Raw genomic sequence first — 24,903 nt, 5'->3', positions numbered from 1 at the left:
GTGTACACTCCTTTAGCTTAAACTATTTTCACTCCAAGTAATTCACTCGCTTTTTAACGAACGAAATGCATGTTATTAATTACAATTATACGCCTAAATATCATTTTATCAATTATTAATCATAAAATTATAATTAAAAAAACGAAATAAACGAACGATTAACAAACTACTTCTAATTACCTATACTAAGTTGATCCAAATAAAACTAATCCGCCTACCTCTAAAAAGTCAATTGTATCTTAAGGTTAAAAATTTTATAATAGAGTAGACGAATGATAAGGAGCTAAACGAATGATTAAAAACGCTATATTTGTGAAAAAACTAACTTGTTCTTTCGATGACCGTATCGTATTAGATTCAATTTCATTTACTATCCCACCCCGCTCTACTTGTGTAGTAATTGGACCATCGGGTTGTGGAAAAACGACCCTTCTACATGCTTTGTCTGGTTTTATTCAACCCGACAGTGGAGAATTAAGCATAAACGACATTCCAGTAACCGCCTTCCCTAAAAATACTGGGATTATTTTACAGGACTATGCCTTATTTCCTTGGTGTACTGTTTTCGACAATGTCGCTATGGGGCTTAAAGTAAGCCATCAGACTCCAGAAATCATAAAGAAAAAGACAACTAAACTTTTAAAAGAATTAAATCTTTTAGATATTGCTCATTACTACCCTGCTCAAATTAGTGGCGGACAAAAACAACGCGTTGCTATTGCTAGAAGTCTGAATCTAGAACCTGAACTTCTTCTGTTGGATGAAGCTACCTCGGCTTTAGATGCAATGACAAAAGAGTATTTACAAGATATGATTTTAGCGATTCACCAAATAAAACACACAACTCTTTTCCAAGTCACTCATTCTATCGAAGAAGCGGTTTTTTTAGGAGAACAAATCATCGTTATGAATAAAGGCGGTATCCATGATATCATCCAAAATCCTTTAGTTGGAATAGAAGATATTCGAAAAAAAACCGTTTTTTATGACATGTGTCTAAACGTTAGAGAAAGTTTAGAAAGAGGTACGCGAGAATGAAGCGAAAATTAAAAATTCCTTTTGATACGTTGATTGGTTTAATTGGCTTATTTTTGATTTGGCAATTCCTTTACTACTTTATTGATCACCCTGTCATTCCAGAACCAATTAAAACAATTCGTTTATTTATTCAGCTGTTCCCTATCCTGCTGCCACATATTTTCAGCAGCTTACTTCGTATCTTAACCGCTATACTTATTTCTTTCTTGATTGGAGTTCCTTTAGGAATATGGATTGGAGCGAGTAAATGGGCAGACCGTCTATTGTCTCCATTACTGTATTTGATCTACCCCATCCCAAAAGTAGCCTTTTTACCGGTCTTTATGTTGCTGTATGGACTAGGTGATGCTTCAAAAATAAGCTTAATTGTCTGGATCATTGTTTTTCAACTCATTCTATCTGTGCGAGATGGTATAACTCAAATTGATCAGTCTTATTACCAAGTTATGCTCATGATGCATGCCAGTAAGTGGCAGATCTTTATTTATTTGCTCTGTCCTGCTATTATTCCACAAATCATCAGCGGACTACGTGTTTGCATTGGTATTGCGGTTGCCTCTCTTTTCTTCGCAGAAAATTATGCCACTAAATACGGTCTTGGTTATTACATCATGAATGCTTGGTCTGTTATTGATTATTCGGCAATGTTTTGTGGTATATTAGCCCTTTGCTTGCTTGGATTTTTATTATTCAAGTTAATTGATATCTTAGAGCGTTTCCTAGCACCTTGGAATAAACCCACTTTATAGATAGAGAAAAAAACACCTCGATTAAAATGACTCAGTTTATAAATGAGTACATCAAAATCGAGGTATTTTATTAATCTTCTAGCATAGAAAAGTCTGTTAACTCTTCATACATATAATCTTTACTAATCATCTCTTTTTCCTTTGTCCATTGTTTAATGCTTTCATATTGTTCTTCAGTGACGATCGTTGCTTTGCTGTAATCTTCCTTTTTATTTTTCAAATAATCTCCCATAGTTTCCGGGAAATTATATTCTGTTAAAACAGTACTATATTCTGCTGCATCTGTTGTGTTCATATAATCAACTGCTTGGTTATATGCCCTATAAAAAGCAGCAATATCACTAGATCTTTCCGCTACACTATCGTCACTAAAGAGTATAGTTCCGCCTTTGATACCGTACTCTGACGAACTTGCTAACACATGGGCTCCGTTTAGCTGAAGTGCTGTTGCTTGAGGTTCAGTAAAAATAACCGAATCAATTTGATTTTCTAATAAAGCTTCATATCTTGCAGGGATCGACGGGATGGAAACAACTTCATAGGCAATATTATTTTTAGCAGCTATTTCATCCATAATATATTCTAATAACAGCTTGGGTATTAAAGATACATCTTTTCCATCCAGTTGTTTTATATCTGTGATTCCAGAATCGGGTGAAGACAACAATTTAAATTCTTCATTGATATCAGATGTAATCGTTAAATCGATTCCGCCTTCCTTAAAAGAAAGAGCCGTCATCACGTCACCAATCATTCCATCAAGTTCACCAGACTGTGCAGCAGCGTTACGGTCGTTTGGCGAACTAAAAGACGTGATATCTACTTCGACGTTTTCCTTATCAAAATAGCCGTTTTCTTCTGCTAATATAATCGGTATTGCTGATTCTGCTGGCAATGTTCCGAATCGAAGGGGTTCATTTGTAAGGTCTGGTTCACTTGTTTGTGTCGCTTGGCTGCTTTCATTACCGTTTGAACAAGCTGCTAAACCAATTGCAACTGTCATTAACAACATTCCTAATTTTTTCATTTTTTCTCTCCTCTTTCTACAATTGCTTTAAATTCTTCTATTGTACATCCCAACGTTACCGTATCACGACGCAGCTCTAATAGCGGAGTCTCAATTGTATTGGTACCCGGAGTAGTTGAAAAAGCGTACTTCACATCGGCTTTAATTAACCGTTCAATATCTTTAGAGTCATAAATTCCAAATGGATAAGCAAACACATCAGGAAAATCCACATACTCTCCACATGCTGTTAAGTCTTTTTTTAAACCTTCAAAAGAGACCATTTGCATAGCAGCTGTTCCGTTCGAATGACGAATATGAAGGTTAGTTGTATGATTAGCCAATTCAACTACGTCCTTCATTTCTTCAAGTTCTTTTTTGCTCATAACCATTGAGATAGTTGGATCAAATTTTTTCATTTCTTGTGATAGCCACCCTAATACCACAAAACTAACCGCATGAAATTGTAAGCTTTTTAAAATCGGGTATGCATACTTATGTACAGATTGAAATGCATCATCAATTGTTATTAAAACTGATTTTTCTGGAAGCTCTGTTTCATTTTCATAAAAGTTTTTTATTTCTTGAAGCGTTAAAGTATGATATCCCTCACTTTTTAAATAGTTCATTTGTTCTTTAAAATCCTCTACATAACTAAAAAGGACTGGCGGTAAAGCATCTTGATAGTTTTGTTCAACTGAAATTGTTGATGGATTGGTACTATCAAAAGCACCCCGTTCGCGAAACTCATGATACATCAAAACATTAAAGCTCATTAAAACCCCTCTTTTTGTGAAAACATTCACTTTTATTATTAAAAAAATATCTATCTCTTTTCTACAATAATTATATCATTTTTCTAACTTAAAATAACCCATTTCTACAAAAAAATCCAATAAACAGCTGAAAATCTCTATCTTTCTCAAGAGACTCTTCAGCTGTTTATTTATAAGATCGTCCATGAATTCATTTTTTTATTTCTTTCACACTATCTCTACGTGTAACAATAAACAATATCAGTTTATAAGATAGAACTTTAAAAATAGCGGCCTCATTATTCTTTTAACGATTTCGAATTTATGTAATCAATTATTTTCTTGCTGAGCTTTTAAAGTTGCAGAAATTTCTAAGTAGAGTGTAATTGCATCATAATTATCTGTATTGTATTTTTCCATTTCACTTGTGCGAATTTTAAAAATCTCATCCATTTGACATAAGATCGTCTGAAACAATTCGTTTTTCTTCGTTTGTTTCAATTTACTGGATTTAAGAATGGCTAAATAATTTTTTCGAAAATCTTGAATATCGTTCATATAAACCTCCTGCTTTTTAACCAAAGATAGTCAATCATTATTATTGTAGAAGTAACTTATTTATTTTCTAACAATTCCTTTTCTATCCTCTATTAGTATACCATCCTATGTTATTCTTATATACATTAAGTTTCACTATATGATACTTATCTCTATTTAGAATGGTATACATTTTCTACTATTAAGTGGTATGATTATAAAAAATAATGTAGGTAAATTTAGGAAGTGGACTAATGGAAAAAGGAAGTTATAGAGAAACATGGGTAGAGATATCTCTTAATAATTTAGTGTACAATATAAACGCTTTTAAGGAAACAATTCAGCCTGAAACGAACTTAATGGCTGTCGTTAAAGCTGATGCGTACGGTCATGGTTCGATAGAAGTAGCTAAAGCTGCTATTCATGCTGGTGCAAATTATTTAGCCGTTGCATTTTTAGATGAGGCGATTATCTTACGTAAGGCCGGTTTTTCTATTCCAATTTTAGTATTAGGCTACACTAGCTTAGATACTGAGACAATTGAACAAGCCATCGATCATAATATTACTTTAACTATTTATTCAAAAGAAGCTGTTGAACGCATTCAAGAACTAGCAACTAAAAAGAAATTGGTCTGTCGAATTCATTTAAAAATAGATAGCGGAATGAACCGAATTGGAGTACGTTCTACTTCTGAAGCCTTGCAGGTTGTTTCGTCCATTACTTCAGATTACTTGATTCTAGAAGGCATTTTTACTCATTTTGCTGATGCTGATGTGATCGATTCTTCTTTTGTTCATGATCAATTTCATCACTTTATGGATATTGTTTCTTATCTTCAACAAAAAGGGTATGATATCCCCGTTAAGCATTGTTGCAATACTGCCGCCACAATTGCTTTTCCAGAAATGCATTTAGACATGGTACGGGTCGGTATTGGTTTGTACGGTTTATACCCAGAAGAACATTTGCGAAATAATATCACATTAAAGCCGGTAATGTCTTTTAAAACGAAACCGATTTTGATTAAAGATGTTCCTACTGGGCAAACAATTAGCTATGGTCGAACATATACCACGACAAAAGATTCTATTATTGCGACTATTCCAGTAGGCTATGCAGATGGTCTTTCACGGTCCTTATCAAACAAAGGACACGTTACCCTAAATGGGCATAAAGCACCTATTGTTGGACGAGTCTGTATGGACCAAACAATGGTAGACCTTTCTGGAATAAATCCAGCTGATTTTAATGAAGAAATCATTCTTTTTGGAGATCCACTAGATAATTGTATTTCTCTTAGCGAAATAGCTGTCCAAATGAACACGATCCATTATGAGGTCGCTTGTTTGATTGGAAAACGAGTTCCCAGAGTCTATATCCAAAATAATCAGATCGTCGCCACTACAGGATTAATAGATTCTCATTAGAAATTGCACTAAAAAAACCTAATGTATAACTGCAAACAAACAGTTATACATTAGGTTTTACTTTATTTCTTTATACCACTTTAAAGCCAATTGATCTATATCTTTTACCAAATCAAATTTGGCCGAAATATAGGCTAGTCTCTTCTTAGTGATTCAACAGGGTCTAATTTCGCAGCTTTAGACGCAGGCATTAAGCCAGCTACCATACTAATGATGATACTTAAAACTATTCCGGAAACAGCATACATTGGCGTTAGATCAATGACAGCAACATCAAAATAGTGCGTACTTGCAGCATTAGCGATTAATGATAGTCCCCATGCAATTCCGACACCAAACATTCCGCTGAATAAACCAATCAAGAAGGATTCAGATACAAAAATACGGCGAATATCTTTTTTACGTCCCCCAATGGCTTTGATCACACCAATTTCTTTTGTTCTTTCAACCACACTGATATACAAGACAGTCAATATCATAATAGCTGAAACCACTAATGAAATCCCAGCAACTCCGGCTAACACATACGTAAAGACATCCAGCATTTGACTAAATGTCTCTGCTATAGCTTCCGTAGATGATCCTTTGTATCCTAAGTCTTCAACCTTAGATTTGATAGAGTCTGTTGCAGCAGCATCATCGGAAACAAGGTAAATGATATTAGGATTTAATACTCCCCCTGCTTCTTCCATTGCATTTTTTAAATCTTCATAATTCAAGTAAACTGTATCTATCGCAGCTGATGCTTCAGCACCATATATTCCACTGACAGTCATTGTCAAATTAAGTTGTTGTTCATTAACGATTGTATCAACTTGAATGTCCTGTCCTACAAGGTCTTCTCCTAAAGTATCCGCCATATTTTTAGTAATCATGACTTCTCCTTCTTCAGGAAGTCCTCCTTCTACTATGTCAGCACTAGTAATCATAGAAGAAACAGTCGTCACACTCATAAACTGAGTAGCTTTTCCATCAAAAGAAGCTTTATTTGTTCCAATTGAGAAATTAGTAAAACCTTCTTCAACTGCTTCTACATGCTCAATATTAGACAACTCATCAATATTTTCCGTCCCAAATGGAGCTGAGCTAGATAATCCCATTAAAGGATTTTGGTCCCGCATTTCATTCAGTTCAGTTTGGTTTTCCGGCTCTTCGTCCGGCATATGAACTTCACTAACTAACGGATTTACCTGACTGTTCATCGTATCTGTTAAATAAGAATTCACACCACTTCCTAAAGACAACATTAAAATGACGCTCATGATTCCTACACTACCACCTAAAGCAATCAATATATTACGAGCTAATTTTTCTTTCATATTTAAAAGGGCTAACTTTGTTGCACCCAATAAACTCAAATTTTTATTGCGATTAGGTTTCTCTGTTTTGTATTTATTGTCTGTAACCGTTAATGCACTGCCTTTTTGATCATCTATTACTCGTCCGTCATCAATCGTCACAACTCTGCTAGAATAACCCGCTACTTTTTCAGAATGGGTAACCATAATAACCAGTTTGCCATTTTCAGCAATTTCTTTGATCATCTCTAAAACTTGATCTGTTGTTTCTGAATCCAATGCTCCTGTAGGTTCATCTGCGATAATAATATCCGGATCATTTACTAGTGCACGTGCAATAGCTACCCGTTGCTTTTGACCACCTGAAATAGCATCCGGTTTCTTATACAAATGATCTTGTAAACCTACTACACCTAAAATTTCTTTGGCTCTTTTTTCTCGGTCTGCCTTTGAAACGTTTGATAAGGTCATTGCTAATGTTACATTGTCTAAAACCGATAAATGAGAGATAAGATTAAAACTTTGGAAGACAAATCCCACTTTTTCTTTATGATACTGTACCAAGTTCTTTTCAGAATAATCTCCAATATTTTCACCATCGACAAGAATTTCGCCTTGAAAATCTGAATCTAACCCACCAATCAAATTCATTAGTGTGGATTTCCCACTACCAGATTCTCCAATAATAGACACCAATTCACCTTTTTCAAAAGACAGATTAATGTCTTTCAAAGCTTGAAATGTTTCTCCGCCATTGATCTTATATGATTTATTCACTTGCTTTAGTTCCATTACAGGCATCTTTATTCTCCTTCAATTCTTTTATAATTTTAACTTTTTTGTAGAATGTTCTCATATTACTACTTTTTGATTTATTTAACAATGGTTACTCTTATTTTCTAATTGTTACCTAACTAAATATAATTTAGTTGACAATAAGAATAGAAGCTTTTATACTAAAAAACGAGGTGAACTTATGTCTACAAAATTACGCATTCTTTCTTTATTAAAACAACAAAAAGGGTCCAATATTTCTGGTCAAGCATTGGCAGATACACTAGGACTTTCAAGAACATCTATCTGGAAAGGAATAAAAACTCTACAAGAAGAAGGCTACATCATTGAAGCAGTAACCAATAAAGGTTACCGACTTTCTGAAAAGTCAGATGTCATTTCGATTGAAGGCATTAGATCATTCCTGCATACAGATCTAAAAACTTTTCCTATCCATACATTTAAAACCATTGACTCTACAAATAATAAAGCTCGTTCTTTTGCAATGAAAAGTTCACAAAATCAAGGCGTTGTCCTAGCTGAAGAACAAACTAAAGGACGAGGACGATTAGGTAAGTCTTTTTACTCTCCTAGTCAAACAGGCATTTACATGAGTTTCTTTTTAAAGCCCAACTTATCTATGGCGGATGCTACTTTAGTCACTACAGCTACTGCTGTAGCCGTTTGTTTGGCTATTGAAAAATTAACTACTAAACGACCTAGTATAAAATGGGTAAATGATATTTATCTCAACGATACAAAAATATGCGGTATTTTAACTGAAGCTGTATCAGACTTTGAAAGCGGGAAAATAGAGACTCTGATTGTCGGAGTAGGCTTAAATGTTAAAGAGCCTTTAACAGGTTTTCCAACTGAAATCAGCACTATCGCAGGCTCTCTTACTACTGATACAGAAAAGGAAATTAGTGATCGTAATCTTCTAATAGCTGAAATCATGAATCAATTTCACATGATTTATCAAACAATTGAGGAACGTACTTTTTTAGAAGAATATAAAAAACGTTGTTTTGTGATTGGTAGAAAAATTACTTTTAAAGAACGTAAGCAAGAATTCGAAGCTATTCCCATAGATATTGATCCTCAAGGAGGTCTTGTTGTGCAACTGGCTGATGGCCAACAACGAACGTTGTCTTACGGAGAAATCATTATGAAAAAGCCATTCGATTGATGAATGAATTTCAAAGGAGCCTATTATGTCAACCTTAACCACGCGAGAAATAACACTCTGTAGTTTAATGGCAGCTTTGTCTTATATTAGCAGTTTTATCAGTATTCCTCTTGGTCCAGTCCCTTTCACCTTGCAAACGTTGTTTGTTTTACTAACTGGCCTTATCTTGCAAAAAAATGCTGCTTTTCTTGCACAAACCCTGCACTTATTGCTCATCCTTATCTTTAAAGGATTTCAATCTTTTTTAAGTCCAAGTTTTGGTTTTGTACTTGGTTTCATTCTAGGAGCTTATGTAATGGCATGGTTCTTAGAAAGCAGATCTTTCACATTTAAATCTGCTTTAGGGGCCATTCTTATTGGATCCAGTATTTTTTATATCATTGGATTGCCTTATATGATTTTCATCCTAAGAGGCTATCTTGATTTGACTATGAGTAACAGTCTCATCTTCAAAACGGGTTTCTTATTATTTGTTCCAGGTGATGTCGTTAAAGCTGTTTTCGCTTTTTTGATCAGCTCCCGCTTGCAACGACATCTTAAACGCATTCAAAATTAAATTTAATCGCTTATTAACTAAAAAAGCAAAAAGAGATCGAGCTGATGTGAAAACCAGTTTAGATCTCTTTTGTTATTGTCAGTTAGGTTACTTATTTATCGTCATCTGTTAAGATCTTTTGGACACGACCAACTTGGTCTCCTTCTTTTAACATGACTTTGATCCCATGTGGATGTTGACTGCTATTGGTTAAAATACGCTTTACGTGACCTCTTGTTAATTTACCTGTACGTTGATCTTTTTTTAAAACAATATCTACTAGTGCATCAATTTTAATCGCTGCTCTTGACTTCCCATCCATAATATCCGCTCCTTTATTTATCTGTAGTGTAGCATATTTTATTCTCTTCATGCTACTTACGTCTAAAAAGTAAGGCTTTCATACTTTGCTTCTAATTAAATTGATTTTGCCATAATACAACTTTTTCATGTCTCAATGATGCTTGAACATCAATAATACGTTGATTTGAACTCCCTCTAAACTGAAGCGTCAAATCTTTTTTAGCTAATTCAAACCGTCCATCCACAACGACATCGATTAGTGACAGCAATTCCAGTTTATCCTCCGATTCTTGCATCAATTCTTCCCATGTATAGCCAGTCCAAGACCAAATATCTTTTGTCTCACGATATTCCGAACGAATGCGTTTAGCTAAAGGAATTGCAACTTGTGTATTGAGAAAAGGTTCTCCTCCTAAAAGAGTTAAGCCTTGAACATAAGAATGCTTTAGATCAGCAATGATCGTGTCTTCTAGTTCTGTAGTATACTCCACTCCATAAGCAAAATTTTGTGCGATCTTATTGTAACAGCCTTTGCAGGCAAACAGACATCCGCTCATATAGAGACTGCATCTGACACCTTCTCCATCAACAAAATTAAACGGTTTATAATCCGCTATCCGGCATTGACTGTAATCTTTAGCCAGCCATTCTTTCGGTTTAGGATTCCTCATGTAGTATTTCCTCCCCGTTAACTGGCATATGTTTGACCCGAGCTGAAATCTCTTTGTGTCTTCCGTTTACCATCGGTCTAGCTTGAGGATTACCGAGATAACCGCACGTTCTTTTTACGACATCACAGCTGTCGGGATCGGTATTTCCGCATTGTGGACATTTAAATCCTCGCTCAGTCGGATCAAAATCTCCTTCAAATCCACATTTGTAACAATGATCAATAGGCGTATTGGTCCCAAGATATCCAATACGATCATAAGAGAAATCCCACACAGCTTCTAACGCTTTTGGATTTTGTTGCATATTCGGGTACTCACAATAATGGATGAAACCGCCAGATGTGTATTCAGGATAATCTTTCTCAAATTCAATCTTCTCAAACGGTGTTGGTTTTTTTCGTACATCGTAATGGAAACTGTTTGTGTAATACTCTTTATCAGTAATATCTGTCAGTACGCCAAATTTCTTTGTATCTAAGCGACAAAACCGGTCCGTTAGACTTTCACTGGGTGTTGAATACACACTAAAATGATAGCCATACTTTTCTCCCCATTGATCTGTGTGCTGTTTCATTTTTCTCAAAATATCCACTGTAAAGGCCTTGGCAGTTTCATTTTTTTCCCACTCTGGCCCAAAAAAGACTGTTGCAGCTTCGTATAGTCCAATATAACCTAAAGATACTGTCGCACGTTTATTTTTAAAGAGATCATTTACACTGTCTCCTTTTTTCAATCGTTTCCCAAAAGCGCCATATTCGTATAAAATAGGAGCATTTTCAGGTAATGCATCTTTTGTCCTTTGAACACGATAAACTAAAGCATCGTGACAAACCTTTAATCGTTCTTCAAATAGCTCCCAAAACATTGATTGGTTTCCTTTAGATTCGATAGCCACACGAGGCAAATTAAGTGTGACCACACCTAAATTCATTCTTCCTGAGTTTACTTCTTGACCATGTTCATCTTTCCATCCTTGTAAAAATGAACGACACCCCATTGGCGCTTTAAAACTTCCCGTTAACGCAACGACTTTATCGTACATTAAGACATCAGGATACATTCTTTTGGTTGAACAAGTAAGGGCTAATTTTTTTATATCATAATTTTGATCTTCGGGATCCAAATTAACGCCTCGTTTAAGAGTGAAGACAAGTTTTGGAAAAATGGCTGTTCTCTTTTCTTTTCCCAATCCATTGATGCGAACTAATAAGATGGAACGCTGAATTTCTTGTTCAAACCAATCCGTTCCCAATCCAAATCCTAACGTTGTAAAAGGCGTTTGTCCTTGAGAAGAATAAAGGGTATTGATCTCGTATTCCAAGCTCTGCATAGCATCATAAATGTCTTTTTTTGTTTTTTCACGGGCATATTGCTTTTGCTTTTCTTCTCCTGTGACCCATTCTCTTGCAGTCTGCAAATGTTTTTGATAGTTTAAACGACTATAAGGAGCTAATACTTCATCAATTCGATCTGCGCTGCATCCTCCATACTGACTAGAAGCCACATTGGCAATAATTTGTGCCATTTGAGCAGCAGCTGTTTGAATGGAACGCGGACTTTCTACCTCTGCATTCCCTATTTTAAAGCCTTCCCTAAACATACTTTGAAAATCGATCAAACAACAATTTGTCATTGGAGCGTATGGTTGATAGTCCAGGTCATGATAATGGATATCTCCTTTTTGGTGCGCATTAGCAACATGCTTCGGCAACAATTTAAGTCCCATAGATTTCGCAACTACTCCTGCAGTTAAATCCCTTTGAGTATTGAATACGTTGCTATCCTTATTCGCATTTTCATTTACTACGGTTTGTTCTTTACGTAAAAGATCATGGATAGCATAGTTTATATCCGTTGATTGGCTTCTTTCCAGATCGCGACGGGTTCTATAAACTAAGTAGGCTTCCGCTAATTCATGTTTATGGGCATCTATTAAAATATGTTCAACAATACTCTGAATTTCATAAATTTTAATATTGCTGACGAATCGTTGTGCTATTTCTTTTTTTACTACTTCAACGATCTCTTTTAGTTCCTGAATACTTTTTTCATCCGTTTCTTTTGTCAATGAATGATAGGCTTTCAACAAAGCTTCAAAGATTTTTTCTTCTCTAAATTCAACTTCTCGTCCATCTCTTTTCATTACTTTCAGCTTAAGTTTGTTCGAAGTTTCACAAAAAATATCATTATCCATAATCATTTCCTATCGCCACCCTATCCGTTCCTTTAAAACACTATATATAGCTATAAAAATAATTTTTAAACTATATATAGTATAAACGCAATCCTACATTTCGTCCATCATTTTAATTGTTATTAAAAGAAATATAAATAGATTATGCCTGGATCAAGGCATAATCTATTTATATTTATCCTATTTCATTTTCTTTCTTAGCATACTTTCCCTTGTCTTTTCTCTAAACTTAATAGTGTTTCTTTCATGTCTAACTTTCCTCGATAACCTGCTAACTTCCCATTTTTATGGATGACCCGGTGGCAAGGTACGACGATCAATAACGGATTTTTTCCAATTGCTGTACCCACTGCTCGAAAAGCTCCAGTCTGACCGATTTCAGCTGCAATTTCACCATACGATTTTGTTTGTCCATAGGGAATAGTGGTCAAAGCTTTCCAAACCTTTTGTTGAAATAACGTTCCCTTCACATCTAAAGGCAGCGTAAACGTAGTTCTAGAACCGTTAAAATAGTCTAAAAATTGTTGATGGTAGAGTTGTAAACCAACCGTATTTTCTACTAAAGTTGCTTTTGAAAATAATTTTGTTACACCATCCTCAAGTTCTCTCAGTGACTCGTTTAGAGAGCCTACAAAACAGAGACCATTCTCGGTTGCTGCTAGATAAAGGCTGCCTAAATCATATTCAAAAGAGCCGTAAATTATGTTCTGCTCAAGATTTTCCATTTCCTCACCTCATTAACCTAAGCTTCTACTATTTCAATACCTGCCAACTTACTTTCATCTCTATATATTGTATTTTGTTTCTTGTCTTTTAAAAGAATACTGATTTCTCCTGATAACCCTTCTTTGATCGCCTTATTCATACTCCCATTTTTAGGAGCGATGAGTTTACCAGAACTTGTAATCATTCCTTGAATAGTCAATTCTGCTTCTTTATTTTCAAGTACGATCAGTGCTGTATCTTTCGTTTGACTCACTATCTTGGCCGTACTCCCATTATAAGTCGCAAAACGATACTCTTTATCGTTCACTATTATATTGCAAATAAAGCCTTTAAAAGTGGTCAGGTAAAACGGGATATGTGCAATTGAAAAAAAGAGACTTGTACTTTCATTTTTAAAATGATTAGAGTGGATCCAAATGTATTCTTTTGGAAAAGAAGTGCCCCAATCTTTTTCAATATAACCTTTGCCATTCGTGAATTCAACTTCTTCATTATTGATCGTTAAAGTTCCTTGTAAGCGATGATTCATACTAATGACACCATGGTAACATTCCATCTTAGGAATATATGCAAATCCTCCCATAATTGAAGGAGACAGAATGGAAGTTTTTATATTTTGAAAAGTACCTAACCCTAATTTTCCTTGAACCGTAAACTGCTCATCTTTCAGATGGATAGAAACAAACGATTCCGTAAAAATAGTTTGTCCAATTTGAACTAAAAATGGATTATTTTGGTAACTAAACTCATCTAAACGATAACGAATATACCCTGTGTTTGTCGTTTTTTCGTTTTGCTCATTTAGCGTTACATAAATGTATTGGATAAAACTATGTTCGTCTCCTTTAAACAAATTCACACCAGGAATTAAACTAATGCTGGTCTTTTCATCAAATGAAACGTGCTTGTAGTACCATCCTTCAAAATAATTGTTTTTAGTTAAATCTCCTTGAAAAAGAATCGGATTTTTTATCTTATCAAACATTTAGCTATCCTCCCTGCCACCATTTATTTTGTTCTTCCAATGGTGTAAGACGTGTCTTTATCTTACTTTATTCGATAAAAGATAGCTAATAAATTGATGTTTTGCTTTATAGTTTCCATGGTGATCTTAACGGATACTTTTCTTTAATGATTCTAAATTATTTTTCATAACTTCGATATAATCTACTCCAGCATCTTGATCTGCTTGGCTGACTCCTTCTAAAGGGCTTAATAGAGCTAACTCAACACCAACTTCACTTGCCAACGTTTCGGCGATTTTAGAAGAACTATTATCTTCAAAGTAGATATACTCCATCCCTTCTTGATCGACTAATTCGGATAATTCAGCTAATTTAGCCGGACTAGGCTCTTCTTCGGATGACAAGCCTGCTATTGATACTTGATTCAAATCATATTGTTGAGCTAAGTAAGCAAAAGCTGCATGTTGTGTGACGAACGTTCGGTTCTCTGCCTCTTGAAAAGCTCCTCTGTATTCTTGATCTAATGCTTCCAACTTTTGATTATAGGCATCAGCATTAACTTCGTAACCTTCTTCATTTTCAGGATCAGCTTCAATTAGGCCTTCTTTTATGGTGTTCACTTCTTCTTGAGCAAGGACAGGATCTAGCCAAATATGTGGATCAATTGCATGACTGTGCTCTTCTTGCCCTTCTTCATCATGATCATGGGTATGCTCTGCGTGCTCATGATCTGAATCATTGTGTTCTTCAACTGCTTCATTCTCAATAAGGGTAATGCCTTCACTAGCATCAATAACGAGAACTTCGGTTGAATCAATAGTATCTAATACGGAAGGAACCCATGTTTCCATCTCTTCACTGTTATAAATAAACACATCTGCTTCTTGGATCTCGGCAACATCTTTAGCACTAGGTTCAAAATCATGCACTTCAGTTCCAGCAGGTAAAAGTAAAGATACTTCAGCCAAATCTTGTGCCACATTTTTTGTGAAATCATACATGGGATAAAACGTCGTTACTACTTTTATTGTCTCTTCTGTATGACTATTATCTGATGATGTATCAGCTTGCTCTGCTGCTCCACATCCACTCATGAATACTCCTACTCCTATTATAGATAACCCTATAGTTAATAATTTACTTGTTTTCATCATCAATAATCCTCCTGTAAAAAAAATAGTGCACTGTTACTTAAACTCGTATGTATTCAATGAATTTAATTATTACGCCACAAATCGTAATGGTTACGTTTTGTATAATACAGGATTATATTTATCGATGCAACCTTTATTTTTACTATCGATTTAGTTATAATATTTGATTGACTTCTAAAATTAAGCATGGTAAATTATTAAAGCACTGATTAAATCGTAATGGTTACGTTTTATCACAAGCATTTTTTCTTATAGAACTTCCCACAATAAGTTTTATTAAGAAGCTATTTTCTCTATGTTCATCTTAGTTATAACTAATGCTTTTTAATTTTGTCTTGTAAGTTATGGTAAAATAAACATATAAAAAGAAAAACTGGGAGTGTTCATCATGAAAGTAGGATTCATTGGAATTGGAAATATGGCTAGTGCCATTATAAAAGGTATGATCCAAAATGGGCATACCTCTCATCAAGATATTTACGTTCACAATACAACCAAAGAAACATTAGCCCTTTTCACTTCAGAAACTGGTACTCAAGCTTGTTCTTCTAATAAAGAATTAGCTGGAAAAGTCGATGTTTTAGTACTTGCAGCTAAACCAAATGTTTTCCCAACTATTTTGGCAGAAATTAAAGATGAAATTGCTGCTCATCAACCTTTAGTTGTATCTATTGCTGCTGGAACATCCCTTCAAAAACTATCAGAACTATTAAATGACGGCAATGAAACAGCTATTATTCGAGTAATGCCTAATCTAAATTCACAAATCGGAGAAGGAATGACTGCCATATGTGGAAATGACTACACTACTTCTCAACAAAAAGAATTTATCTTCAATATGTTTAAAGCTATTGGTGAAGTTGTTGAATTACCTGAAAAAGATTTTAGTACTTTCACAGCAATTGCCGGCAGTTCACCTGCTTTTGTCTTTTTATTTATCGATTCATTAGCCAGAGCTGCTGTTAGAAATGGTATGTCTAAAGAAGTAGCTACAAAAATTGCTGCTCAAGCTGTTCTTGGAAGCGGAAAATTAGTCTTGGACAGTGAAGAAACGCCATGGAATTTGATTGATCAAGTCTCTTCTCCAGGTGGAACAACTGTTGAAGGAATCCTAGCTCTGGAAGATGCTGGTTTTATCTCTTCAATTACAAAAGCAGCACAAGCAGTGATTGATAAAGATCAAGAAATGATGAAACACCACTAACTGTTCCATCTTAAAAAAACACTAAAAAACTTCAACGACGTTTGTGTCATTGAAGTTTTTTAGTATAGATACTACGTGTTACCTTTCTTGTTTTATAAATGTATAAGTTCAGCTTTTCAAAAATTAGAGAATTTAACTTTATTTATTCAAAAGTACGTTTTCTAATCGTGATAGGTCCATTTAATAAGTTTATTTTCTCCTTAATGCAGGTAAGGTCCTTTCAGTCTAATAGTCTTTTTGGATTATGCTAACTACTTATATTTGTTATAATCTGGAAAATCATTTTTAGATAGAACCCAGTAAATAGTTCCCTCTGTTGCTTCATCTTCATCATAAGGAATCAAAATAATGGCATTGTCTATATCTTTCTTGTCTGGGAAAACAAACGAGTAAATTTTATCATCGAATTCTATTTTCTTATAACTAATATTGTTTTTAAACCCAGTACCCGTTTGCTTATAAGATACAGTCCAATCATCAGTTCCCTCAGAACTAAAGGTGATAGATTCATCCATTACATTTATAATCATTTGTTTCCCATCGGAATTTTCTGCATACCATTTACCTTGTATGTCTTTTGAACCTTTACACCCAGTTAAGAATATCAACATAATTCCTAAAAACATATACATCACTAATTTTTTTCTTTTCTTATTAAACAAAAGAATACCTCCTTTTTTAGAACTCTTCTATCATAACCCGATATTTATATTATTTTCAAGTTGATATAATCTGTATTAACCAAAACCACCTTCCAAAATAAGAATAGAAAAGTTAATTTAGTTTTTTCACATTAGACCTTTACAGAATATGAGAGTGGGACAATAAGCGTTTAGACCCGAATCACTGGAACGAATAAGCGCAGTATGGTCATCGACCATCGAGCATTGTTCGCGAAGTGGACGTCGGGTCTGCTTTTTTGGAGCATGTTTTAGAATAAACAGTCGTATATAAAGAAGTGGCTGGGATTTTTGTCTTAGCCTCATCATTATTTTTTTATAATTGGCTGTCGTCTTGTTGTAGTTTATTTGCTTTTCTTTGTGCTTTTTCTTCTTTTTTTCGTCTTCTTAATTCTCTAAAAAAATCGCTTAATAATTCACTGCATTCTTCCTCTAAAAGACCTTTTTCAATTTGTACTTGGTGATTAAAACGCTTATCATCTAATAAATTCATCAATGTTCCAGCAGTACCGCCTTTAGGATCACTAGCTCCATAATAGAGTTCTTTGATGCGTGATAAGATCATTGCACCACTACACATAGGACAAGGTTCTAGTGTCACAAATAATTGAGCCTCTTCTAAACGCCAATTTCCTAAGTGGCGATTAGCTTCTTTAATGGCCAAAATTTCTGCATGAGTTGTTGCATCGTTCGATTCTTCTCTTATATTATGACCTCTGCCAATGATTTTTCCATCCAACACAACTATTGCACCAATAGGAACTTCTAATTTCTCTTTTGCTTTTTGAGCTTCTTTGATCGCTTCTTGCATAAAGTACGTTTTTTCTTCTGCAGTTAACATTTCTTGTTCCCTCGTTTATTCTTTTCTTTATCATAGCATAATTCATCTACAAATTTATTAAAAAAATGATAGAATGAACGTATAGAACATTTGTAACTGTTTTCATTCAAAGGAGTGCTTTTATGAATTTTAATCAACTTAAGTCTATTTACCCATCTGCTTTTTTGACAGATGATTCGAATAATGATCAGAATTACTTGACCTTCCCTTATCAAAATCAATGGATCCATTTTGATAAAAAACAATTGACCTCTTCAGAATCAAAGCTGCTTCACCTTATTTTAAATAAAGAAACAGACATAAAAAATCCAGAAAATCCTCAGTCAAAATGGTATGATTTTTTAATAGAAAATAATTCTATTCTACCTGCTGAATCTGGAAATTATCGAATTATCCAATTTAATATAAAAAAAATGGATACTAATTTTAATAAGAAATTATGGCTAAATGCATTTAAAAGTTTTTTTGAAAATGTAGAAGCTGCCTTTTTTATCAATGACCATTATGGTCTTTTGATTCAGCACTATTCAGGTTATTCACTAAACCAAGATGAGACGATAGGTATTTTACAAACTTTAGATGATGATTTTTCGATAAAAACAAAAGGTTATATTGGTCAATACTGGTCTATTTCATTAGAAATAAAGGATATTTTTAACGAAGAGCAAACTATTTTTTTCAATCAGCTGGATAAAAGCAAGCAAGTATTTTCATTACCTGATATAGCACTAAGTTATTATGCTTCTGAAGCTCTATTTAAAAGTCCGATTATACAACAATTAAAAGAAGAACTCATTTCTCATTCCGAAATAAAAGAACTCATTACCGCTATATGGCTAAACCAAGGAAATATCAGCTTAGCAGCTAAATATCTTTACATCCATCGCAATACTTTACAATATCGACTAGATCGTTTCTATGAAGAGTCTGGTCTTTCATTAAAAAACAGAGATGATTTGCTGCTTTGTTATTTATTAACAATCTAAAAAAAATAATCTACTGCTAATGAAAAAAATTAGCGGTAGATTATTTTTTTATAACAATAGTATTATTTTTTAAATTTATGTTTTAGCCCTTTTTTTTGGTGTTTAAACTCATGTTGTAAATCTGATTTTTTATCCATAAGTGTTTCTTTAAAGTCGTGTGTAGTATCTTTTAGGTGTTCTCCATAAGAGCTCATACTGCCTCTTAAATCAGACACTTTATCTACCACACCCAATAAATTAGCAACTTCCATATCAGATAAATCATCAATTACACTCATAGCATTTTCGTTGCCTTTTAATTTATCTTTTACGAAATATCTAGCTCTTTTACGATTCATTTTAGACTCAATTTTTTCCATTGCCATATTTGAAGAAGAAACAACAATAGCCCCAACTGTAAAAAGTGTTCCGAATCCTATCAATAATGCTTTTGTCGAATTTTTCATATTTAGTCACTTTCCTTTCCTTATTTCTTTAAATTTATCATAGCAGAAAGAAATATAAAATACGAATAAAAACGTCTACCATCTTATACGATAGCAGACGTTTCTCTAACTTTACTTTAAAAAAACAACTTAACTATTTTCACTTGAAGTTACTGTTTTGTTGTTTCTTTTTATTGAATCTTTTACAGTAATACGAATCGTTCCTTTTGAAGCACCGATTGTTACTTGATCGCCGATTTTAACTCGACCACTTAGCAACTCTTCACTCAATCGATCTTCTACTTCCTTTTGAAGTGCACGACGAATCGGACGTGCTCCATATTCAGGATCATAACCAGCTTTAGCAATCACATCAATTGCTGCTTGAGTAATTTTTACTTCAATGTCCATTTCTTTTAGTCGTTTAACAATAGTTTGAGCCATTAGTTTTACGATTTGAGTCAATTCTTCTTTTTCTAAAGAATGGAAAACAATAGAGTCATCAATACGATTTATAAATTCTGGTTTAAACATTTTTTTCAATTCTTCCATTATTCGTTTTTCCATTGCTTTATGATCTTTTTTATTGTTTGCTGTACCAAATCCTACAGATTTTTCATCTCTTAGAGCTGTTGCACCTAAGTTAGAAGTCATAATCATGACTGTATTTTTGAAGTCCACTTTTCTTCCTTTGGCATCAGTTAAATGACCATCATCAAGAACTTGTAGTAAGATATTAAATACATCTGGATGTGCTTTTTCAACTTCATCAAAAAGAATAACAGAGTATGGTTTTTGACGGATTTTTTCAGTTAATTGTCCACCTTCATCATACCCAACATAACCAGGAGGCGAACCAATCAAACGACTGGTACTATATTTTTCCATGAACTCAGACATGTCTACTCGTACTAATGCTTCTTCACTACCAAACATGGCTGCAGCAAGTGCTTTAGCTAATTCTGTTTTCCCTACACCTGTAGGACCTAAGAACATAAATGAACCAATAGGGCGGTTAGGATCTTTCAGCCCGCTTCTAGACCGTCTAATCGCTCTAGAAACTGATCCGACAGCTTGCTCTTGTCCAATAACTCTTTTATGCAGTATATTTTCTAAATTCATTAAACGATCCGATTCTTTTTGTTCCATTTGTTGCACAGGAATATTGGTCCATAAGGAGACTACTTCTGCAATATCTCTTTCCGTTACTTGTAATGAGCTCGAAGAAGCTTTTCCTTCTTGTTTTTGAAGTAAACTTTCAATCTTCTTACGTTGTTTCATTTCTTTTGTACGAATTTTTGCAGCTCTCTCAAAATCTTGTAATTGAATGGCTTCTTCTTTTTCTTGGATCAAAGCTTCTAGAATAGAAACTGCAGCTGCTACTGGAGAAGGTTTACTTGAAACATCTAGACGCACCTTAGAAGCAGATTCATCTATTAAATCAATTGCCTTATCAGGAAGCTGTCTTGCAGTAATGTAACGTGATGAGAACTTAACAGCAGCATGTACTGCTTCATCTGTAATTTCCACACCATGGTGTTCTTCATAACGAGAACGCAAGCCTAATAATATTTCTTCTGCTTCTTCTTCTGAAGGAGGATCAACATGGATAGGTGCAAAACGTCGTTCTAAAGCGGCATCTTTTTCAATATACTTTTGGTATTCATCTAAAGTGGTCGCACCAATCGTTTGTAATTCGCCACGGGCTAATGCAGGTTTTAAGATATTAGAAGCATCAATAGCACCTTCTGCTCCACCAGCACCAATTAACGTATGCAATTCATCTATAAATAAGATAACTTCTCCATCTTGATAGATCTCATCAATAATCTTTTTCATACGTTCTTCAAATTCACCACGATATTTTGTACCAGCTACTAGCGAACCCATATCCAACATCATTAATCGTTTATTTGCTAATGCAGCAGGAACCTCTCCGTCAACAATTTTTTGTGCTAAACCTTCAGCAATGGCAGTTTTACCTACACCAGGTTCTCCTACTAAAACAGGATTATTTTTTGTTCTACGGCTCAATACTTGAATAATACGTTGAATTTCTTTATAGCGCCCAACTACTGGATCTAACTTACCTTTTCTTGCTGTGTCAGTTAAATCACGAGCTAAAGAATCCAAAGTAGGTGTACCGGCAATTTGTTTTGTAGCTGGTTTTGCTTTTTTACCTTTGCCACTGTTTACATCACTTAATCCAATTTTCTTCAATACAATTTGACGGGCTTTATTTAAATTGATATCTAAGTTGCTTAATATCTTAGAAGATAAGATATCTTCCTCACGTAATAAGCCTAATAATAAGTGCTCAGTGCCAACTAAAGCTGAACCCATACGTCTTGCTTCATCTGTAGCAAAAGTAATCGCTTGTTTTGCTCTTGGAGAATACGGAAGAATAGCGTTTTTAGAAAGGTATTTCATTGTTCCATACCCAGTAAAATGTTCGATTTCTTCACGAATATCCATTTCAGTAACGGAAAATTGTCTTAGTGTTTTTCCAGCAATTCCATCTTGTTCCATTATAAGACCTAAAAGAATATGTTCAGTTCCTACAGAATGGTGACGAAATCCTTTTGCTTCTTCTTGTGCCATGATTAAAACCATTCTTGCTTTTTCAGAAAATAATTCATTCATCAATTTCGCCTCCGTTTTTTATACGTTACTCATATTTTAAATTAGTTAAAAAGGCAACTAATAACTTAGCTCTTAATTCATTTTCATTTGCTTCAGTAGAGTTCAAGAGTGATTTTTCCATTACGGATAACATAATATTGGCTTCACGCTTCGATAGCATTTCAGATTCAAACAACCTTTGTATAATAGAATAAGCATTCTTTTGAGAAATTTTACTTCCAATAATATCAATCATCATATCCAGCATTTCAACTTCATCTAATAATTTCACCTTTATAATACGTATATACCCACCACCGCCTCGTTTACTTTCAACTAAATATCCTTGTTGTACAGTAAAACGAGTATTTATAACATAATTTATTTGAGAAGGAACACAATTAAATCGATCTGCCATTTCGCTACGTCTAATCTCGACTTGTTCATCTTGGCCTAAAACCTTCTTTAAATAAGCTTCAATGATATCCGACATATTTTGATTGTGCATGAGTTACCTTGTTACTAAAACATTTTAATGTGTGATAAGACATCATATCCTTATCTACTTTACATTGCAATGGCGTTTTTTTAGTAACACTCCTTTTCTTTTCGTCCCAACACTAGACTTATTTACTTAGTTTATTTTTTTACTCAATAAAATAAACTAATAACGGAGGATGCTCCAGTAAGCAATCAAGAAGCATTCTTGACTAATCCTGACTTTAATTATACGAGAAATAAGAAGATTTGAAAAGCAACTCTACTCATTTTTTCTTTAAATACCATTTAAACTGTTGTTATTCTACATTAAATCGAAGTATCTACAAAATAATATAATAAAAAAAGATAACCCCACAAAAAAATGGAATTATCTTCTAAGTTGTTTATCGGGAAGACAGGATTCGAACCTGCGACCCCTTGGTCCCAAACCAAGTGCTCTACCAAGCTGAGCTACTTCCCGTACTACTGAGTTTTTATCTTTTTTACAAAAGAAATGCACCCAAGAGGACTTGAACCTCTAACCCCTTGATTCGTAGTCAAGTACTCTATCCAATTGAGCTATGGGTGCAAATGGTGCCGAGGGCCGGAATCGAACCGGCACGGTGATCACTCACCGCAGGATTTTAAGTCCTGTGCGTCTACCTGTTCCGCCACCCCGGCATTAGAACAGCTTGTCATTCTTGCGAATGAGCTCACTAGTTGAACTAGTAAGCGAAAGACGGGATTCGAACCCGCGACCCCCACCTTGGCAAGGTGATGTTCTACCACTGAACTACTTTCGCAACAAAATGCCGGCTAAAGGAGTTGAACCCTCGACCCTCTGATTACAAATCAGATGCTCTACCAACTGAGCTAAGCCGGCTAAAGTGGTACTTAACTAAACATTCAAAAAAAAAAATGGTGCGGGTGAAGGGACTTGAACCCCCACGTCTCTCGACGCTAGATCCTAAATCTAGTGCGTCTGCCAATTCCGCCACACCCGCAAAAGTATGGCATAACTAAACATGTTGAATGATTAGTTATGAGTCATGCAGGATTCGAACCTGCGACCCTCTGATTAAAAGTCAGATGCTCTACCAACTGAGCTAATGACTCATGGTGGAGGTTGACGGGATCGAACCGCCGACCCTCTGCTTGTAAGGCAGATGCTCTCCCAGCTGAGCTAAACCTCCATCTGAGAAAAAACAATTGAATTTGCGTGGCAGCGTCCTACTCTCACAAAGGGAAACCCTTCACTACCATCGGCGCTAAGAAGCTTAACTGCTGTGTTCGGCATGGGAACAGGTGTGACCTTCTTGCCATCGCCACCACACAAATTTCAATCTAGAGAACGTTGTTCTCTCAAAACTGGATAAGTTAAAAATTTGTTTTTCGTTTAGAAACCGTCGTACACCGTTTATTCTTTGGTTAAGTCCTCGACCGATTAGTATTGGTCCGCTCCATCTATCGCTAGACTTCCACTTCCAACCTATCAACCTGATCATCTCTCAGGGGTCTTACTCACTTACGTGATGGGAAATCTCATCTTGAGGGGGGCTTCACGCTTAGATGCTTTCAGCGTTTATCCCGTCCACACATAGCTACCCAGCAATGCCCTTGGCAGAACAACTGGTACACCAGAGGTGTGTCCATCCCGGTCCTCTCGTACTAAGGACAGCTCCTCTCAAATTTCCTACGCCCGCGACGGATAGGGACCGAACTGTCTCACGACGTTCTGAACCCAGCTCGCGTACCGCTTTAATGGGCGAACAGCCCAACCCTTGGGACCGACTACAGCCCCAGGATGCGATGAGCCGACATCGAGGTGCCAAACCTCCCCGTCGATGTGGACTCTTGGGGGAGATAAGCCTGTTATCCCCAGGGTAGCTTTTATCCGTTGAGCGATGGCCCTTCCATGCGGAACCACCGGATCACTAAGCCCGACTTTCGTCCCTGCTCGACTTGTAGGTCTCGCAGTCAAGCTCCCTTATGCCTTTACACTCTGCGAATGATTTCCAACCATTCTGAGGGAACCTTTGGGCGCCTCCGTTACACTTTAGGAGGCGACCGCCCCAGTCAAACTGCCCGTCAGACACTGTCTCCCAGCCCGATAAGGGCTGTGGGTTAGAGTGGTCATACAGCAAGGGTAGTATCCCACCAACGCCTCCACCAAGACTGGCGTCCTGGCTTCAATGGCTCCTACCTATCCTGTACAAGCTGTACAAACACTCAATATCAAACTGCAGTAAAGCTCCATGGGGTCTTTCCGTCCTGTCGCGGGTAACCTGCATCTTCACAGGTACTATAATTTCACCGAGTCTCTCGTTGAGACAGTGCCCAG

General features: G+C 35.5%; 22 protein-coding genes, 8 tRNA genes and 2 rRNA genes (1 of these 32 only partly in view). 7 read left to right on the top strand and 25 right to left on the bottom strand.

Features of this window, described 5'->3' with window-relative positions; all coding sequences use genetic code 11:
* Positions 1–291: 291 nt before the first annotated feature.
* Together BR65_RS10460 and BR65_RS10455 are read left to right on the top strand one after the other, a co-directional pair.
* Positions 292–1,038 (top strand): ABC transporter ATP-binding protein, encoded by a 747-nt coding sequence (locus tag BR65_RS10460; RefSeq protein ID WP_034538102.1) that lies wholly within the window; start codon positions 292–294, stop codon positions 1,036–1,038.
* Positions 1,035–1,787 carry an ABC transporter permease gene (locus BR65_RS10455; RefSeq protein WP_051932742.1) on the top strand — a complete coding sequence of 251 codons (753 nt, stop codon included), beginning with the start codon at positions 1,035–1,037 and terminating at the stop codon, positions 1,785–1,787. The genes BR65_RS10460 and BR65_RS10455 overlap by 4 nt, the downstream gene beginning before the upstream one ends.
* A gap of 70 nt (positions 1,788–1,857) precedes the next feature.
* Here the strand turns inward: BR65_RS10455 and BR65_RS10450 are convergent, their stop codons facing one another.
* The 3 genes from BR65_RS10450 to BR65_RS10440 all read right to left on the bottom strand — a co-directional run bounded on the left by BR65_RS10450 (position 1,858) and on the right by BR65_RS10440 (position 4,106).
* The gene (locus BR65_RS10450; protein WP_034538100.1) at positions 1,858–2,814 is read right to left on the bottom strand and encodes an ABC transporter substrate-binding protein; all 957 of its coding nucleotides are present in this window, start codon (positions 2,812–2,814) and stop codon (positions 1,858–1,860) included.
* Positions 2,811–3,569, bottom strand: a complete 759-nt coding sequence (locus BR65_RS10445) for a polysaccharide deacetylase family protein (RefSeq protein WP_034538098.1) — start codon at positions 3,567–3,569, stop codon at positions 2,811–2,813. The genes BR65_RS10450 and BR65_RS10445 overlap by 4 nt, the downstream gene beginning before the upstream one ends.
* Before the next feature lie 309 nt (positions 3,570–3,878).
* A complete protein-coding gene (locus tag BR65_RS10440) occupies positions 3,879–4,106 on the bottom strand; it encodes a hypothetical protein (RefSeq protein ID WP_034538095.1) in 228 nt (75 codons plus the stop codon).
* A gap of 233 nt (positions 4,107–4,339) precedes the next feature.
* On the opposite strand from BR65_RS10440, the gene alr reads away from it, so the two are divergent.
* Positions 4,340–5,515: an alanine racemase gene (gene alr / locus BR65_RS10435; protein ID WP_034538093.1), complete on the top strand. Its 1,176-nt coding sequence runs from the start codon at positions 4,340–4,342 to the stop codon at positions 5,513–5,515.
* A gap of 134 nt (positions 5,516–5,649) precedes the next feature.
* Here alr and BR65_RS10430 read toward each other — a convergent pair whose 3' ends face one another.
* A complete protein-coding gene (locus BR65_RS10430; protein WP_034538091.1) occupies positions 5,650–7,614 on the bottom strand; it encodes an ABC transporter ATP-binding protein/permease in 1,965 nt (654 codons plus the stop codon).
* 175 nt (positions 7,615–7,789) lie between these two features.
* Between BR65_RS10430 and BR65_RS10425 the strand changes: the two genes are divergently transcribed.
* Together BR65_RS10425 and BR65_RS10420 are read left to right on the top strand one after the other, a co-directional pair.
* The gene (locus tag BR65_RS10425) at positions 7,790–8,776 is read left to right on the top strand and encodes a biotin--[acetyl-CoA-carboxylase] ligase (protein ID WP_034538089.1); all 987 of its coding nucleotides are present in this window, start codon (positions 7,790–7,792) and stop codon (positions 8,774–8,776) included.
* A 25-nt stretch (positions 8,777–8,801) separates the two neighbouring features.
* Positions 8,802–9,332 carry a biotin transporter BioY gene (locus tag BR65_RS10420; RefSeq protein WP_023176677.1) on the top strand — a complete coding sequence of 177 codons (531 nt, stop codon included), beginning with the start codon at positions 8,802–8,804 and terminating at the stop codon, positions 9,330–9,332.
* Positions 9,333–9,423: 91 nt separating this feature from the next.
* Here the strand turns inward: BR65_RS10420 and BR65_RS10415 are convergent, their stop codons facing one another.
* The 6 genes from BR65_RS10415 to BR65_RS10390 form a co-directional block, all read right to left on the bottom strand.
* Positions 9,424–9,633, bottom strand: a complete 210-nt coding sequence (locus tag BR65_RS10415; RefSeq protein ID WP_023176675.1) for a YwbE family protein — start codon at positions 9,631–9,633, stop codon at positions 9,424–9,426.
* Positions 9,634–9,724: 91 nt separating this feature from the next.
* A complete protein-coding gene (gene nrdG / locus BR65_RS10410) occupies positions 9,725–10,285 on the bottom strand; it encodes an anaerobic ribonucleoside-triphosphate reductase activating protein (protein WP_023176674.1) in 561 nt (186 codons plus the stop codon).
* Positions 10,272–12,485, bottom strand: a complete 2,214-nt coding sequence (nrdD, locus tag BR65_RS10405; RefSeq protein WP_034538087.1) for an anaerobic ribonucleoside-triphosphate reductase — start codon at positions 12,483–12,485, stop codon at positions 10,272–10,274. Before nrdD ends, nrdG begins: the two co-directional genes overlap by 14 nt.
* A gap of 191 nt (positions 12,486–12,676) precedes the next feature.
* Positions 12,677–13,204 (bottom strand): methylated-DNA--[protein]-cysteine S-methyltransferase, encoded by a 528-nt coding sequence (locus BR65_RS10400; protein WP_051932740.1) that lies wholly within the window; start codon positions 13,202–13,204, stop codon positions 12,677–12,679.
* Between the two features lie 17 nt (positions 13,205–13,221).
* Entirely contained in the window at positions 13,222–14,190 is a 969-nt protein-coding gene (locus BR65_RS10395) for a tocopherol cyclase family protein (protein ID WP_034538085.1), read from the bottom strand.
* Between the two features lie 126 nt (positions 14,191–14,316).
* On the bottom strand, positions 14,317–15,324 hold the full coding sequence (locus BR65_RS10390) for a metal ABC transporter substrate-binding protein (protein WP_023176670.1): 1,008 nt from the start codon (positions 15,322–15,324) through the stop codon (positions 14,317–14,319).
* Positions 15,325–15,712: 388 nt separating this feature from the next.
* On the opposite strand from BR65_RS10390, the gene proC reads away from it, so the two are divergent.
* Positions 15,713–16,528: a pyrroline-5-carboxylate reductase gene (proC, locus tag BR65_RS10385; RefSeq protein WP_034538084.1), complete on the top strand. Its 816-nt coding sequence runs from the start codon at positions 15,713–15,715 to the stop codon at positions 16,526–16,528.
* A gap of 251 nt (positions 16,529–16,779) precedes the next feature.
* On the opposite strand, the gene BR65_RS10380 is transcribed toward proC, so the two are convergent.
* Entirely contained in the window at positions 16,780–17,190 is a 411-nt protein-coding gene (locus BR65_RS10380) for a hypothetical protein (RefSeq protein WP_023176668.1), read from the bottom strand.
* Positions 17,191–17,524: 334 nt separating this feature from the next.
* The gene (gene tadA, locus BR65_RS10375) at positions 17,525–18,049 is read right to left on the bottom strand and encodes a tRNA adenosine(34) deaminase TadA (RefSeq protein ID WP_023176667.1); all 525 of its coding nucleotides are present in this window, start codon (positions 18,047–18,049) and stop codon (positions 17,525–17,527) included.
* A gap of 122 nt (positions 18,050–18,171) precedes the next feature.
* Here tadA and BR65_RS10370 point away from each other — a divergent pair, with 122 nt between their 5' ends.
* Complete coding sequence (locus BR65_RS10370; RefSeq protein ID WP_034538081.1) at positions 18,172–19,035, top strand: helix-turn-helix domain-containing protein; 864 nt, start codon at positions 18,172–18,174, stop codon at positions 19,033–19,035.
* A gap of 62 nt (positions 19,036–19,097) precedes the next feature.
* Here BR65_RS10370 and BR65_RS10365 read toward each other — a convergent pair whose 3' ends face one another.
* From BR65_RS10365 to BR65_RS10305, 13 genes are all read right to left on the bottom strand, one after another.
* Entirely contained in the window at positions 19,098–19,481 is a 384-nt protein-coding gene (locus BR65_RS10365) for a hypothetical protein (protein WP_034538080.1), read from the bottom strand.
* Positions 19,482–19,610: 129 nt separating this feature from the next.
* Positions 19,611–22,103 (bottom strand): ATP-dependent Clp protease ATP-binding subunit, encoded by a 2,493-nt coding sequence (locus BR65_RS10360; RefSeq protein WP_034538078.1) that lies wholly within the window; start codon positions 22,101–22,103, stop codon positions 19,611–19,613.
* A 25-nt stretch (positions 22,104–22,128) separates the two neighbouring features.
* Positions 22,129–22,590 carry a CtsR family transcriptional regulator gene (locus tag BR65_RS10355; RefSeq protein ID WP_034538076.1) on the bottom strand — a complete coding sequence of 154 codons (462 nt, stop codon included), beginning with the start codon at positions 22,588–22,590 and terminating at the stop codon, positions 22,129–22,131.
* 379 nt (positions 22,591–22,969) lie between these two features.
* Positions 22,970–23,043 (bottom strand) — tRNA-Pro (locus BR65_RS10350).
* A gap of 34 nt (positions 23,044–23,077) precedes the next feature.
* Positions 23,078–23,151: transfer RNA gene (locus BR65_RS10345), tRNA-Arg, on the bottom strand.
* Between the two features lie 3 nt (positions 23,152–23,154).
* A tRNA-Leu gene (locus BR65_RS10340) sits at positions 23,155–23,243 on the bottom strand.
* Between the two features lie 50 nt (positions 23,244–23,293).
* Positions 23,294–23,365: transfer RNA gene (locus BR65_RS10335), tRNA-Gly, on the bottom strand.
* A 7-nt stretch (positions 23,366–23,372) separates the two neighbouring features.
* A tRNA-Thr gene (locus BR65_RS10330) sits at positions 23,373–23,445 on the bottom strand.
* Between the two features lie 36 nt (positions 23,446–23,481).
* Positions 23,482–23,566, bottom strand: a tRNA-Leu gene (locus BR65_RS10325).
* A 39-nt stretch (positions 23,567–23,605) separates the two neighbouring features.
* Positions 23,606–23,678: transfer RNA gene (locus BR65_RS10320), tRNA-Lys, on the bottom strand.
* Between the two features lies 1 nt (position 23,679).
* Positions 23,680–23,755, bottom strand: a tRNA-Val gene (locus tag BR65_RS10315).
* Positions 23,756–23,779: 24 nt separating this feature from the next.
* Positions 23,780–23,895, bottom strand: a 5S ribosomal RNA gene (rrf, locus tag BR65_RS10310).
* A 91-nt stretch (positions 23,896–23,986) separates the two neighbouring features.
* A 23S ribosomal RNA gene (locus tag BR65_RS10305) occupies positions 23,987–24,903 on the bottom strand (it continues 2,004 nt past the right edge of the window).

Origin of the sequence: Carnobacterium inhibens subsp. inhibens DSM 13024, from assembly GCF_000746825.1 — a bacterium.
In the GTDB taxonomy this organism is placed as follows: domain Bacteria; phylum Bacillota; class Bacilli; order Lactobacillales; family Carnobacteriaceae; genus Carnobacterium_B; species Carnobacterium_B inhibens.
Note: the sequence above shows the minus strand (reverse complement) of the source record. Positions and strands in the feature narration are given on the sequence as shown.